Annotated in this window: 15 protein-coding genes; 7 read left to right on the forward strand and 8 right to left on the reverse strand. The window is 42.1% G+C overall.

Translation table 11 applies throughout. The features are described from left to right. Positions 1-37: 37 nt before the first annotated feature. From HY064_11225 to HY064_11250, 6 genes are all read left to right on the forward strand, one after another. Positions 38-832: a polysaccharide biosynthesis/export family protein gene (locus tag HY064_11225; GenBank protein MBI3511226.1), complete on the forward strand. Its 795-nt coding sequence runs from the start codon at positions 38-40 to the stop codon at positions 830-832. A 13-nt stretch (positions 833-845) separates the two neighbouring features. Then, entirely contained in the window at positions 846-3293 is a 2448-nt protein-coding gene (locus HY064_11230) for a polysaccharide biosynthesis tyrosine autokinase (GenBank protein MBI3511227.1), read from the forward strand. Positions 3294-3298: 5 nt separating this feature from the next. Beyond that, entirely contained in the window at positions 3299-3841 is a 543-nt protein-coding gene (rfbC, locus tag HY064_11235; GenBank protein MBI3511228.1) for a dTDP-4-dehydrorhamnose 3,5-epimerase, read from the forward strand. 91 nt (positions 3842-3932) lie between these two features. Next, positions 3933-5024: an undecaprenyl/decaprenyl-phosphate alpha-N-acetylglucosaminyl 1-phosphate transferase gene (locus HY064_11240; GenBank protein ID MBI3511229.1), complete on the forward strand. Its 1092-nt coding sequence runs from the start codon at positions 3933-3935 to the stop codon at positions 5022-5024. Beyond that, positions 5005-6039 carry a lytic transglycosylase domain-containing protein gene (locus HY064_11245; protein ID MBI3511230.1) on the forward strand — a complete coding sequence of 345 codons (1035 nt, stop codon included), beginning with the start codon at positions 5005-5007 and terminating at the stop codon, positions 6037-6039. The genes HY064_11240 and HY064_11245 overlap by 20 nt, the downstream gene beginning before the upstream one ends. A gap of 114 nt (positions 6040-6153) precedes the next feature. Beyond that, a complete protein-coding gene (locus HY064_11250; GenBank protein ID MBI3511231.1) occupies positions 6154-7155 on the forward strand; it encodes a tetratricopeptide repeat protein in 1002 nt (333 codons plus the stop codon). Positions 7156-7305: 150 nt separating this feature from the next. On the opposite strand, the gene HY064_11255 is transcribed toward HY064_11250, so the two are convergent. Further along, the gene (locus HY064_11255; GenBank protein ID MBI3511232.1) at positions 7306-7749 is read right to left on the reverse strand and encodes a DoxX family protein; all 444 of its coding nucleotides are present in this window, start codon (positions 7747-7749) and stop codon (positions 7306-7308) included. Between the two features lie 331 nt (positions 7750-8080). On the opposite strand from HY064_11255, the gene HY064_11260 reads away from it, so the two are divergent. After that, complete coding sequence (locus tag HY064_11260) at positions 8081-9232, forward strand: hypothetical protein (GenBank protein ID MBI3511233.1); 1152 nt, start codon at positions 8081-8083, stop codon at positions 9230-9232. 62 nt (positions 9233-9294) lie between these two features. Here the strand turns inward: HY064_11260 and HY064_11265 are convergent, their stop codons facing one another. The 7 genes from HY064_11265 to HY064_11295 form a co-directional block, all read right to left on the reverse strand. Continuing rightward, positions 9295-9495, reverse strand: a complete 201-nt coding sequence (locus tag HY064_11265; protein MBI3511234.1) for a hypothetical protein — start codon at positions 9493-9495, stop codon at positions 9295-9297. 281 nt (positions 9496-9776) lie between these two features. Then, positions 9777-10292 carry a hypothetical protein gene (locus HY064_11270; GenBank protein ID MBI3511235.1) on the reverse strand — a complete coding sequence of 172 codons (516 nt, stop codon included), beginning with the start codon at positions 10290-10292 and terminating at the stop codon, positions 9777-9779. 11 nt (positions 10293-10303) lie between these two features. Next, positions 10304-10774, reverse strand: a complete 471-nt coding sequence (locus HY064_11275; GenBank protein ID MBI3511236.1) for an ABC transporter ATPase — start codon at positions 10772-10774, stop codon at positions 10304-10306. Positions 10775-10890: 116 nt separating this feature from the next. Further along, positions 10891-11982, reverse strand: a complete 1092-nt coding sequence (locus HY064_11280) for an acyl-CoA desaturase (GenBank protein ID MBI3511237.1) — start codon at positions 11980-11982, stop codon at positions 10891-10893. Positions 11983-12192: 210 nt separating this feature from the next. After that, positions 12193-12960, reverse strand: a complete 768-nt coding sequence (locus HY064_11285; GenBank protein ID MBI3511238.1) for a (Fe-S)-binding protein — start codon at positions 12958-12960, stop codon at positions 12193-12195. Between the two features lie 85 nt (positions 12961-13045). Then, on the reverse strand, positions 13046-13465 hold the full coding sequence (locus HY064_11290) for a phosphoheptose isomerase (GenBank protein ID MBI3511239.1): 420 nt from the start codon (positions 13463-13465) through the stop codon (positions 13046-13048). A 4-nt stretch (positions 13466-13469) separates the two neighbouring features. Continuing rightward, the gene (locus HY064_11295) at positions 13470-13799 is read right to left on the reverse strand and encodes a hypothetical protein (GenBank protein ID MBI3511240.1); all 330 of its coding nucleotides are present in this window, start codon (positions 13797-13799) and stop codon (positions 13470-13472) included. Between the last annotated feature and the right edge of the window lie 49 nt (positions 13800-13848).

Raw genomic sequence — 13848 nt, forward strand, 5'->3', positions numbered from 1 at the left:
TTGTTACCTTTGTCATTCACGAATCACCAGGGTTGCTATGAAACAGATGAAGTGTGTACGACTTTTGTTACCACTGCTTTTCTTCGCCGTAATCTTCCTCGACAGTTGCCATGTACTCAACCCGAATATCATGCTGCATGCGGGCAGAAAATATCCGTATGATTCTCTTACAACAGACAGTACAGTTGCAAAAGAATTCATCATCGGCTCTAATGATATCATTGAATTCCGGCTATTCGCAAATGATGGTTTTAAAATGGTTGACATCATCGGGAATGCAACGAATACCAATATCGTGAACAACCGCCAAAATTATGAATACACGCTCGACAACAATGGCACTGTAAAACTTCCGATCATCGGAGTTGAAACGCTGAAGGGACTTGGCGTGCGGGAAGCAGAAACCTATCTTGAACAACGTTACTCGGATTATTATGTTCACCCTTTCGTTATCATCAAGATCGTCAACAAACGCATTACTATTTATCCCGGCGAACCCGGTCAGGCGAAAGTCATTGCGTTATCGAACAACAACACTACGGTACTCGAAGCGCTGGCACTTGCCGGCGGAATAAGTTCAAGCGGGAAAGCTTATAATGTAAAACTCATCCGGCAAACTTCCGATCCGAAAAAACCGGTGAAAGTTTACAAACTCGATCTTTCTTCTATAAAAGGATTGCCCGAAGGAAATACCATTGTGCAGAGTGGCGATATCATTTACGTAGAGCCCCGTCGTGAATATGCAAAACGTACCTTGAATGAAGTGGCGCCTACCATTTCTCTCCTGACGAGTCTCATCACCGTTTACTACGTTATCACGAAGATTCACTGAACTGACCTGGACCATGATGCAGGCACAGATCAATGACCGTAATGAAACGCTCGACCGTTACAAAGAGCGTATCACAAATTTCAGCGGTGAATTTGAGATCGGGCTTTTTCTTTTCATCGCGAAACGTTCCCTGCTCCTTATTTTTTTCTTTTTTGTTCTTGCTATCGGCGGTTCGTGGTTGTACCTGCGTTACTCGCAGCCGCAATATGAATCGAACAGTACGCTCCAGCTCAACACCGACAACAACGCAAAGACGATTAATGTCCAGAATATTTATGACATGGGAGATGAAGACATTCTTCCCGGCGCTGTGGAAATGATGCGTTCCAAACTTTTTCTCGAGCGTGTACTTTCGAAACTTCCGCTCTCGGTAAGTTATTTTGCAGAAGGAACTTTTAAAAGAAATGAACATTACAAAACTTCTCCCTACACGATCGGAATTTCATTGAATCAAAAAGATTTTAGCGGAATAAGAATGAATATTGTTTTCAATGCAGCGCTGAACGGGGGTTCCATCTCCTTCAATGAAGATGGAAAGGAATTCAAAGAAAATTTTATCATGAATAAATGGGTGGAATTTCCGCAGGTTTCCATTCTTGTCACTTGTGATGAAAAAAGACTGCGCCAGATGACGACGAGCGCCGGCACTTCAAATAAATATTATTTCGTCATCAATTCGCTTGATGAACTTTATGATTCCTACCTGCCCCGGCTTAATGTGAGCATTGCGAATGAAGCGGCAAAGACCCTCCGGATCTCTTTCACGGATAATAATGCCATGAAGGCGGCTGATGTGGTGAATATGATATCCACTGAATTTATCCAGTATGATCTTGAACGCAGAAGCGAATCGGCAAACAAAACACTCGATTATATCAATTCCGAACTTGATGCGCGGCTCATGGATGAAAAACTGGTAGTGGATTCCCTCCGCGATTACCGGAGTACGCATCACATTCATGACAATGAAGTGGAGAATACTTTTACGATGAATCAATATGGTTCACTCAATGATCAGCTCACCAAAGTGCAGGTGGAGCAAAGAGTACTCGACGATATTGAAAAAAAATTACAGGATCCGAACATTGATGTGAAATCTATCCTTTCACTTCTTTCCGGCCTCGAGAATACAGCTTCGCTTCAGTTGCCGCTCAATAATCTTTACCAGTTGCTGAATGAACGGGAAGAAGCATTACAATCTGCAAAACCGCAGAGCGACGAAATCAAAGCATACGATTACCAGATCAATGTTCAGAAGAATATGATCCTGCTAAGTGTGCAAACCATCCAGTCGCAAGTGGAAATCCGCGAAAAAGCGCTGGAAGAAAAATTGCACACTTATGATTCCAGCCTTCCTTCCGGCAATGATCAAAGCGTGGAGTATTCTTCCCTGCAGCAGATGATCGAGATCGACCAGGAATTCATCAAGCGTCTTATTGAAAAAAAGGAAGAGCTCGAAGCATCGAAGCACGGATTCACTGCAAAACATGTTGTACTGGAAGAAGCGCGCATTTCCTCCACTCCTATTTCCCCGAGCAGAAATATTACCATCATCACTGCGATCATTCTTGCAATATTTTCTTCTCTTGCACTTGTAATTATCCGTTATCTGCTGCACGACAAGATCAGTTCGCTGAACGAGATCATGAAACATACGCAGGCATCAATCTCTGCACTGGGAATAATTCCGCGTTATAAAAATGAAGTTCCTATTTCGCAATTACTCGTCGATAAAAATCCGAAGTCGCTCATCGCTGAATCATTCCGCTCACTCCGCACCAATCTCCAGTTCATTTCTGCTGCAGAAGGACCGAAAGTAATGGCGGTAACTTCCACTATTTCCGGTGAAGGAAAAACTTTTGTTGCGATCAATCTTGCCGGCATCATCGCTTATTCCGGAAAAAAAGTGATCATCCTCGATCTTGATATGCGCAAGCCGAAGATCCATCTCGGTTTCAATGTTGACAATGAAAAAGGAATGAGTACGCTTCTCATTGGAAAAAATAATCTCGGAGATTGCATCCGTCATAGTTCGCTCGATAACCTGGATTTCATTACGGCCGGCCCTATTCCACCCAATCCTTCTGAATTGATCATCAGCGACCGCATGAAAAATATTGTTGATGAATTGAAAAAAACGTACGAACTGATCATCATTGATAATCCTCCGGTAGGATTAGTGACAGATGGCATCGCTATCATCAAGGAAGCAGATTACCCGGTTTATATTTTCCGCGCCGACTATTCCCGCAGAAATTTTATACAGATCGTGGACCGCTTGTACAATGAGAGTAATATCAAAAAACTTTCCGTGGTGCTGAATGGTGTGGATGTTGACCGCAAAAGTTACGGTTACAATTATGGATATGGTTACGGATATGGTTATGGTTACGGTTATGGATACTACGATGATCAGCATGGAAAAAAACGGTCGTCGAAAAGAAAAATGCCGGGCAAATAAAAACTATGCGCATCTCCCCTGTTTTCATTGAAGGATTAAAGATCATTCAGCCGGATATTTTCACCGACGATCGCGGTTATTTTTTTGAATCTTGGAATGAAAATGATTTTATGAAGAATGGCATCGCGGAAAAATTCGTGCAGGACAATCAATCTTTTTCCCACAAAGGAGTTCTCCGTGGTTTGCATTTCCAGTCGCCACCCCATGCGCAGGGAAAATTAGTGCGCGTGATAGCCGGAAAAGTTCTCGACGTAGCGGTCGACATCAGAAAAAATTCGGCAACCTTCGGAAAATATTTTTCTATTGAACTTTCTGCAAAGAACAATACCCTGCTTTTCATTCCGAACGGATTCGCCCACGGATTCGTGGCGCTGGAAGAGGATACGATCTTCGCTTACAAATGCACCGGCTATTACGATAAAAATTCTGAAATAACGATCCGGTGGAATGACCCGCAGATCGGCATTGAATGGGGAATAAAAAACCCTTCTGTTTCGGCAAAAGATGCCGCTGGAAAATTTCTCCGTGAAATAGTTTCACCTTTCTGAAAATTATTGAAGAATTCATTATGGTCACAGGGAAACTTTGCACCTCCGGCTTTCGTATTTCATTATAAACATCCATCTATAGCATTGAAAAATGAATAACGATCTCGTACTGGTCTATTCCGGATATTTCATCTGCTCGATTGTTCTTGCATTCCTGCTCAATGCGCTTTTTCTCCGTTTCTCACGCACCATGGGCATACGCGTGAATACGGAACACGTGCGGTGGAGCTCCACCCAGAAACCTTCGGTAGGCGGCATTTCTTTTTTCGTGCTTTTCCTTTTGTCGATCGCCTGTTACGCAGTTTTTTTTCCTAATCGTTTTGTTCCGCTCGATAAAAAACTACTCGGGTTGCTTTGCGCATGCACCGTTGGATTCGTGATCGGCCTTGCTGATGATGCCTACAATACAAAACCACTTCTGAAATTATCTGCACAGATTCTTTGCGGTTTCATTCTGATCGCAACCGGCCAGCAGATCGATCTTTTCCGCAATGAAACACTCAATGTAATTCTTACCATAATATGGGTCGTGGGCATTATGAATTCGATCAACATGCTTGACAATATGGATGCGATCACGGCAAGTGTTTCTGTTTTCATTCTGCTTGAAGCGCTCATCACACTCTACATCACTCGCGATTTTTACAACGTATTCATCATTACCATTCTCGGCGTCATAGGAAGTTTGTGCGGATTTCTTTTTTTCAACTGGCATCCGTCAAAATTATTCATGGGCGATACCGGCAGCCAGTTCCTGGGAATTCTGCTCGCAGTAGTGGGCATTCGTTTTTTCTGGAACAATCCTGATTTCGGTGGAAATATTTTCAGATCGAAACAAATCGTTGTCACGCTTCTCGCCTTCATCATTCCGATTACCGATACAACAACGGTCATCATCAATAGAATTTTAAAATTACAGAAGCCGTGGATCGGAGGAAAAGACCACACCACCCATCATCTTTCCTATCTCGGATTAAGCGACAGCCAGGTGGCATTGCTTTTTCTCGGCATATCACTCATCTCACTCATGCTCATTTTTGTCATACAGGGAACTATTGTAAACTGGACCGGGAAACATGTCCTCATCTTCGGATCGTGGTTCGTTCTCGTCTTCGGAACGCTGTATGCGGTGAGCAGGTACACGAAACAACCTCTCACCGAAAATGGGAACGGATCGAAATAATGAAAGAATTAACTGGTTTCGCGAGCAGGGAATCCCGGTTCTGTTCTTTGCGATCGTGCTTTTCCTGGTCATACTTTCCGATCCCGACAAACCTGCTGCACCAACTCCTGCAGCTGTTGAAAACGATAGCGGATTCTATGTGCGCAATGTAAAGATCCCTCCTCTTTTTTTCTGCGGCGAAAAAGTTCCCATCGAAGATTCTGAAGTAAGAAAAAGAATTACAAAACAATTACTCGCTTATACATTCGATCAGCCCTCCACACTTTACCTGAATAAAAAAGCGGCGAGATGGTTCCCGGTAATGGAACCCATCCTGAAAAAAAACGGCGTGCCGGAAGATTTTATTTACGTGGCCATTCTCGAAAGTGGGCTCATCAATTCTCCCGATCAACCGAAGGCCGGAGGATTCTGGCAATTGCAAATTCCCGTAGCGCAATCGTACGGACTCATCATCAACGATCATATTGACGAGCGATTCAATATTGAAAAGTCGACTGATGCTGCATGCAAATGTTTCAAGGACGCTTACAAACATTATGGCAACTGGACCCTGGCTGCGGCGGCTTATGATCTTGGTATTGGAGGACTCGACAAACAGATCGACAAACAGGATAAACGCGATTATTACAAACTGAAACTTTCGGAAGAAACTTCAGATTATGTTTTCCGTTTGCTCGCATTCAAAGAACTCATTACACATCCTGAACTTTATGGTTATACCATTTCGAAAAGACAACTTTATTCCCCGCTCATCTGTAAAAAAATTGAAGTAGATTCTTCCATTCCTGATCTTCCAAAATTTGCTTCGGACAATGGAACAGATCTCGTAACGCTCAAATGGATGAACCCGTGGATCAGCAGCGACAGTACACTAATCGATGATGAAGGAACGAAATTATGGATCAGTATTCCGCCAAAAGGAATGAAAATTTACGGAATGAATAATGACATCCGCAAGAATGAAGATTCAGTGCTGATCGATTCTGCGTGGAGAGATACTACCGGTACGAAGTGACCACTCCTGTTTTTTTCCGGATGAATGCGGAATTTTATCAGCGAGAAACTGAATTTCATTATCTTTGATCAACATCCCGTCAAGGCACTGCCGCGATGGGCTTTTTTTTAAAACATGAAAAATATTTTCTTCCTTTTCGTTTTTTCATTGCTCGTTTATTCCTGCGGAAATGATTCGGGTAAAACAACAAATGATTCTTTGAAACCGAACGATTCTGTTTCGCTGATCAATGAACAGATCCGGAAGGATCCGGCAAACCTCGATCTGTATGTGAAACGATCTCGGCTTGAAATGAACCGCAAACAATTCGGGCCTGCACTCGATGATATGAATCGCGTGATAGCAGTGGACAGCAACAAGGCAGAATATCTTATTGCTGCTGCCGATATAAATTTTTTCACGATGCATACATTGCGCGCCGACTCATTGCTCAGCCGCGCGGTACGGCTCCATCCTGATAATGTGGATTGCTTATTGAAATTGGCAACGATGGATCATTATCTCACAAAGTATGATGATGAATTGAAATTGCTCGATGCAGCTTTGCACGTGGATGTGCACAACTCACAGGTTTATTACATGAAGGGAATGATGTTCAAGGAACGTCATGATACAATGAAAGCCATTTCCAGTTTTCAGACGGCGGTTGAACAGGATCCTGATCATTACAATGCGTTCATGCAACTCGGACTTTTATTTTCCACAAAAAAAGATCCGTTGGCAGAACAATATTTCATGAATGCAATATCGCTCAACCCGAACAGCGAGGAAGCGATCTATGCACTCGCACTTTTTTACCAGCAGGAAGAGAACTGGAATCGCGCAATAGAAACCTACACCACTTTATTGAAAATAAATCCGCATCACTTCGATGCACATTACAATCTCGGGATCATTGACGTGGTGAATCTGAAAATGACGGATGACGGAATGAAATATTTCAACCTGGCCATTGAAGATAATCCTAAAGAACCACGCGGCTATTACGGACGAGGATATTGTTACGAAGTGAAAGGCGATGTAACCAACGCAGAAGCAGATTACCGGATGGCGCTCAAGCAGGATCCGAATTACGACAAAGCAACTTTTGCGCTGAATAAATTATTGGGACAATAAAAATTCAATGATTCAATAATTGATTCTGAACTTTTTCAACTCGGACATTTCTGCGGGGTTCATAGAAATGAATTCACAGGGACTTACTCATGAATTTTGTTTCTCAAAAAAAATAAAATAATTTCGTTTTCATAACTATCGGGATGAATTTCAAATGCTTCCCACCGCAAGAAGTCCGATCATCACAATGAGAAAATAGCCGGTAAGTGAAACGGCTCCCCCGTATTCTTTTGAAATTCTCTGGCCGGTGAGCAGCATCAGCAAAGTGAGTGCACAACAAACCAAACCCACTTTCAGATAAAATTCATCGTGATACCAGAAACACCATGCACTTCCGAAAACAGAAATTCCGCCAGAAAATAATTCCAGCAACATGATGAATGGAACAAGTACAGGGATCATGCTCTTGAAAAATGTTTTCTCAAATTGTTTGCTCATCCATGAAATATTCCCCTTTCTGTCCGTCAGCTTGTCGAGCCCCGACTGAATGAACGTGATGGAAATAAAAAATGCGCAGAGAATGGAAACAGTGAGAAACGCAAGTTCCTGCCCGGCCCAACCGTGATAAGAATGGATGTATGGTGGCAAATGCATCTTAGCTATTGAAGTAAAAGTACAATTTTAAAGCATGATCAGTTTTTCATACTACGGTTCACAAATTTATCAGTTGCTTTTTCTTTGTGCCTTAGTGGCTGTCTAAAATTCAGTCGGCCACAAAGACTCAAAGATTAATACAGAATAATTTAACTGATAAGCTTACGATTATTCTCCTGCACAATTTACAGAAATGGGGTACACTACATTTTTACATTCAACAAAAGTTATTTAGATAAAAAAAGGGGCTCACTCAAACGGCTTGATAAAAAACTGTAGTTCTACAACTTTAATCTCCCGTCTCAACTCTTATCTCTATTTTTACGATCCTATGCCATACACCAGCAAACACGAAGTACACATTCTCCTCGGTTGCGCAGATGCGCGCGATCTTTCGCAGATTCAGATTGATGCTATCCGCCATGTATCTGCAGAGTGGAGAGCGAAAGGAATTGATGTGGATTATCATACCATTCGCGCAGCAGGATCTTTTGTTACGCCCGATGTGGTGATGGATATTAAACGCACTATTGAAAATGAATTGCGCCAGTCGCATGATGTGCATCGCCCCGTTCGTTTTTATGTGCACATACAAAGTCATGGGCATCTTACGGAAGATTCGAGCAAAGAATATATTTCTCACGTGCACGATCTTCATCTCGTAGATGGTTCACCTCTGAATTGCGGAATGCTTCACGCTTCATCACTCGGAATTGAACTCGAACAATTATTACTCGAAGAACAACCGGAAGTGATTATTGCCGGACAGAAAATAAAAATTGACGACGACAGCAAGATCCGTTCGTTGCTCAACACTGTTTACAATCACGATGGTTATCTTGCCGGCGACTGGATCAAGAGCATCGATCTCCTGCGCACACATCCGCGCAACCAGCGCACCATGCTCGAGCGCGCAATCAAGAACGATCCTGAATTAAAAAATCTTGACATACGCATCACCGCCGGAATACAGGATTATTCCATTCACGCACTCATTCGTGTTGATGGTGGAGATCCTGTTGCGCCCTGGTGGGATGAAGTGCAGCATTACGTTCGCCATCACGGAAACAACGAACGTTTGAAAAAAGAAACATTATTGCGCCAGGCAGAAAAACAAAAACCGCTTGCCGGATTACTTTGCATGTCTGATCCGAGAATGTCGTCGCGCATTGCTGCAGCGCAATATTATTTAGCATTGAAAGATATTTCTACCGGCGCCGATTATATGCCGAATACAGTTTTCAATATTTCAGGAAGTAATTTTGATATTCCGCTTACACCTTTCGGCCCGTACGTGATCGCAGGATTTTATTTCAGCGTACATTATTTAAAACTCACCGACCAGATGGTGATGGGTTATGATCCGCAACAAACCAACCGCATTCTGGCGAAGATCGAACATGACCCACTGATGAATCTCATTGTAAAAAAATACAAGGTGAATTTAATTCCGGTGAACCAGGTGGATGTGACGTCTCAGTAAATCAGAGATTCGAAATTTGAGATTTAAAACTGCAAAGAGTTGATGAGAATATTTTGCTGCACTTATTTTGAATCAGGAAACTTTCGGAACAACTTCGGAGTAATTCCGAATACGATCAGCGACAATCCGCAAAGAGAAGTAATTATTATTGGAATTGCGCCGGCCATTGTAAGATAGATCGACGGTGCCCAGAAAACAAAAGTGAGTACGATACTTGTGAATAGTGCGAAAAAGATCATCAGTATTCCAATAACTATATGCAAGATTCTCCATCCAATATTTTTCGGATTGATAAAATTTCTTATAGTTAATAGAGCAAATAATGGCATTAATACACTCATCAGGAACAGAGAAACTCCGTACCAATGTCCATCCCCGATTAGCACTGCTACGTTTTTATAATAATCAGTGAACACAAAATCTCTCCATTGATTTTCCGGATCGGGAATATGAATGATAGGGAAGAAGAAACAAATGACATCTGCAATAATTAATACCAACATCACTGAAGTATGAAATTGCTTACTCTTCATTTCAATTGCTATTAATCACGCTCATCGAAAAACTGCGCCCACTTTCCGTTCGGATTTCCGAGTACCACAAAAAGATAAACAGCGATCACAATATTCTGTACAAATAAAATATCTCCCCCGATTGCCAATTCTGTTTTGTGCACGTCTTCATAAAAATTTCCATTCTGGTAAGTAGCAATATAATAACAGTAAGGCGCGCCAAGAAAAAGTAAAAGCGCTTCGAGCTGAAGAAATGTACGCGCCGGAAATGAAAAAGGGCGTTTCAGGTTGAACGATTCCCATACAATGAAAAAAGGCATGAGCATGAAAAATAATAACGCTGCAATTCCACCTGGATGGCCATTAAAACCAATAGCGACAGAACTGCTTACCACCTGATTTTTTTTTACGAGATGGCTGGTCGTCGGTGTGTCGCCTTCGTAATGGCCGGAAAGAATATCTTTTCTTACAGGAATGAAAATAAGGCCTATCATCCAGAGAAAAGTCAGTAGTAGGAGAATTCTCCGGCGGAGTAAAGAAATTTTCATCTGGAAAATTATCAGAGAACAAGCATTCTGGAATGCCAACTCATTTTTACCGGCACCTCCCACTTCGTTTGCATTTCTCCTTTTGTAGAAATCAGATTATTGAAAACGATCGTATCTCCATTCAATTCTTTTTTTTCCATCAGTTGTTCGAACACATGAAGCTTAACGGTTTGAATACGATTTGTTTTATCGCGATAAGCCACCAGCATCCTATCGAATAAATTCAATCTGTAATCTTTTTCGATCTGCTGAACAAAGCGAACTGAATTGTCGATCCCGCATCCACTCGCACTTGCTGCTTGTTCATCTGCAGCCACAACTATAAAACGATTATACAACACATCGAAAGTTGCCATCATAAGATTTCCGTGCGAGGTCCAGTCGAGCAAAAACATATTTGCTTTCTGCTTCATCTCCGAAACTTCAGCATCGGTAATATCCCGATCACTCTGGTAGATCCAGACTCGGGAGTGAGCGGGCATTTGAGAAAAAGGTACCATAGTGAAAAAAATAAATCTCAAATTCCAAAAACCAGTGCGTCGGTCACTGCGAACAAAGTGAAGCAGTCTTGAGCGCTGGCTTTTGAAAATTTTTTATTTTATCCTCTTCCGAATTCGCGGAGAAGACGCGTGTGCGACACGAGCGCGCCTATGAATGTGCGCTTGGAGATGTAAGGATAATTAAATTCTTCTGCGGTTTGTTTTACGATCGGAGAGATCTTTTTATAATGAATGTGGCTCACCGATGGAAAAAGATGATGCTCCACCTGGTAATTCAATCCACCAACATACCACGAGAGCAACCAGTTTTTCGGCGCAAAATTCGCAGTCGTGAAAAGCTGGTGAACGGCCCAGTCATTTTCCATATTTCCACTTGCATCCGGTTTCGGATAAGAAGTCTCTTCGATCACATGTGCGGGCTGGAAAACCATGGCAAGAATTAATCCACAGGTGAAATGCATGGACAAAAATCCAATGAGAAATTCCCACCATGAAATATTCATAACGTACAATGGAAGTACCACTACCCATGCATAATAAAAAACTTTACTTGCGGTGAGAATGAAAAGCTGCATGGCGTAAGATTTTTTCGCGGCTTTCACAAGTCCACGTTTATTATAACGACTCAATTGCTGAAAATCTTTTGTCGTGATCCACATCAGCGTCATCATTCCGTAAAAGAACCATGCATACAGATATTGAAAGCGATGGATCTTTCTGTACGGCGCGTGCGGAGAAAAACGAAGGAATCCGAGCGGGGCAATATCTTCATCATGTCCTTCGATGTTCGTGAAAGTGTGATGCAACATATTGTGCTGGATCTGCCAGTTCAGATAATGTCCGCCGATGAAATTCATCGAGAACGACATCACTCTGTTCAGCACTTTATTATTGGAATAACTTCCGTGATTCGCATCGTGCATCACTGATAAGCCAACTCCCGCCATTCCTGCTCCCATAGCAATGCTCAGCAAAAGCAATCCCCACCAAACAGAAACCACGCCGAAGATCATGAGAAAATAAGGGGCGAGAAAGAAGCCAAGCATCAGGAAAGTTTTCATCAAAATTCGAAAACCGCCGGTGCGTTTGATCTCGTTCGATTTGAAATAGGTGTCGACGCGCGATTGAAGCGTCTGTAAAAATTGCCGCTGCTTATTCGCGTACCTGATTCTTACTTTTTCTGTGCTCATACTTTTTTGATTTGTGAGAGGGGGTATGCGCAATAATTTCCGCAAAGTTCGCATTTATTCCGGAACGATTGCCCAATGAAAGTGAGGTTACTAACAGGATAAGACTTAAAAAATACTAAAAAGTCAGATTTCAATGTAAAAATGCAGGATTTCGGATAAAATATGCCAAGTTTTAATCCCAAAACTATTGACCGGAATTTCTCTTAAAGCTCATTCGCCCCGAATACTCGAGGCAATCAACTCCGCGACGTCCATCACTTTTGTTTTTTCTTCTTTGTTGAAATGCTTCACCCCGTCTGTCATCATCGTCATGCAAAACGGGCAACCCACCGCGATCACATCAGGGTTCAATTGCAATGCTTCTTCGGTCCGCTCCACGTTTACTTCTTTATTTCCTTTTTCCGCTTCTTTGAACATTTGCGCTCCGCCTGCACCACAACATAAACCTTTTTCCCTGCTGCGTTTCATTTCTGCCAATTCCACATCGAGTTTCTGAATTACGGAACGTGGCGCTTCATAAATATTATTTCCTCTGCCGAGATAACAGGGATCGTGAAAAGTAATTTTCTTCCCTTTGAAAATTCCACCCTGCACTTTTAATTTTCCGGAATCAATAAGTTGCTGAACTAATTGCGTATGATGAATGACTTCGAATTTTCCGCCGAGTTCCGGATATTCATTCTTAAGCGTGTTGAAACAATGCGGACAGCCGGTGACAATTTTTTTCACCTGGTAATTATTCAGCACCGTAATATTATTCATGGCCTGCATCTGGAAAAGAAATTCATTTCCTGCGCGCTTCGCGGGATCGCCTGTACACGCTTCTTCGGTTCCGAGCACAGCGAATTTAATTCCCACGTGATTTAAAATTCCAACAATTGCTTTCGTGACCTTTTTTGCGCGATCGTCAAAACTTCCCATACATCCCACCCAGAATAATATTTCCGGAACTTCACCTTTCGCAGTGAGTTCTGCCATTGTGGGAACATGTAATTTTTCGTTGTTCATATTCTCTATTCGTGTGCCAGCCGGGAACGCCGCTTATTTAAAAGATTTATACAGATCAGGATTTAAAAACCTGTATCGTTGCTTCGCGTTCTATGAGGTCGGTGAATTTTCCATCGAAACGTGTAGCACGCACCATGTGATTATCTATCCAGTGATAATTTCCTCCGCGTGGTTTTCCCATGAGTAATCCGTGCCAGCGAAAACCATTTTTCAGCAACCATTCTTCGGTGATGTCGCGGTGTTCTTCGGTGCGCGAAGTGAAGAACGTGATGATGTGTCCTTCATCGTACCATTTATTTACCGTCTCCAGCGCCTGCGGGTAAACTTCCGCATCGTGCATTCTCCACGGTTCTTCATTGGGAATATCATCGCAGATCGTCCCATCAATATCGATGAGAAAATTTTTGATGTTCGCGGGAAGAACCGGGGATATTTTTTTTCCGTTCTCTTCGATGTTAATCAGTTCGTTATTCATCCAGTTATTTTTGCTTTGACAAAATAAGTTTATCTATTCTACTCTTCATTTCCGGCGTTTCGCGGCACAGTTTAAGTTCCTGTTCAAATACAACTTGCTTATTCCGGAATATTTTTAAAGTCGTACTACATATCGAATCACAAGGAAATGCATGGGCGATGAAAGTACCATTTCCTTTTGAAATAATTTCTGCGCCGCCGCACACAATTGATTTTGTATCATTAAAAGGACTGCCGTCACAGTACAATTTTATTTCATTGTCGAAATCATAAAGCAAAGTATCCCGCAGCGGAAAAACAGAAATGCTGTAGATTGATCCGGAAATAATTTTCATTTCGGAAAATAAAAAAGCAATGCAAATTAATACAAACACTATTTTCATT

It is taken from the genome of Bacteroidota bacterium (assembly GCA_016194975.1).
Lineage (GTDB): Bacteria > Bacteroidota > Bacteroidia > Palsa-965 > Palsa-965.

Excerpts from the sequence above, each read along its gene's own strand:
- HY064_11225 (MBI3511226.1), top strand. The coding sequence starts at position 38 with ATGAAACAGATGAAGTGTGTACGACTTTTGTTACCACTGCTTTTCTTC.
- HY064_11230 (MBI3511227.1), top strand. The coding sequence starts at position 846 with ATGATGCAGGCACAGATCAATGACCGTAATGAAACGCTCGACCGTTAC.
- rfbC (MBI3511228.1), top strand. The coding sequence starts at position 3,299 with ATGCGCATCTCCCCTGTTTTCATTGAAGGATTAAAGATCATTCAGCCG.
- HY064_11240 (MBI3511229.1), top strand. The coding sequence starts at position 3,933 with ATGAATAACGATCTCGTACTGGTCTATTCCGGATATTTCATCTGCTCG.
- HY064_11245 (MBI3511230.1), top strand. The coding sequence starts at position 5,005 with ATGGGAACGGATCGAAATAATGAAAGAATTAACTGGTTTCGCGAGCAG.
- HY064_11250 (MBI3511231.1), top strand. The coding sequence starts at position 6,154 with ATGAAAAATATTTTCTTCCTTTTCGTTTTTTCATTGCTCGTTTATTCC.
- HY064_11255 (MBI3511232.1), bottom strand. The coding sequence starts at position 7,749 with ATGCATTTGCCACCATACATCCATTCTTATCACGGTTGGGCCGGGCAG.
- HY064_11260 (MBI3511233.1), top strand. The coding sequence starts at position 8,081 with ATGCCATACACCAGCAAACACGAAGTACACATTCTCCTCGGTTGCGCA.
- HY064_11270 (MBI3511235.1), bottom strand. The coding sequence starts at position 10,292 with ATGAAAATTTCTTTACTCCGCCGGAGAATTCTCCTACTACTGACTTTT.
- HY064_11275 (MBI3511236.1), bottom strand. The coding sequence starts at position 10,774 with ATGCCCGCTCACTCCCGAGTCTGGATCTACCAGAGTGATCGGGATATT.
- HY064_11280 (MBI3511237.1), bottom strand. The coding sequence starts at position 11,982 with ATGAGCACAGAAAAAGTAAGAATCAGGTACGCGAATAAGCAGCGGCAA.
- HY064_11285 (MBI3511238.1), bottom strand. The coding sequence starts at position 12,960 with ATGGCAGAACTCACTGCGAAAGGTGAAGTTCCGGAAATATTATTCTGG.
- HY064_11290 (MBI3511239.1), bottom strand. The coding sequence starts at position 13,465 with ATGAATAACGAACTGATTAACATCGAAGAGAACGGAAAAAAAATATCC.
- HY064_11295 (MBI3511240.1), bottom strand. The coding sequence starts at position 13,799 with ATGAAAATTATTTCCGGATCAATCTACAGCATTTCTGTTTTTCCGCTG.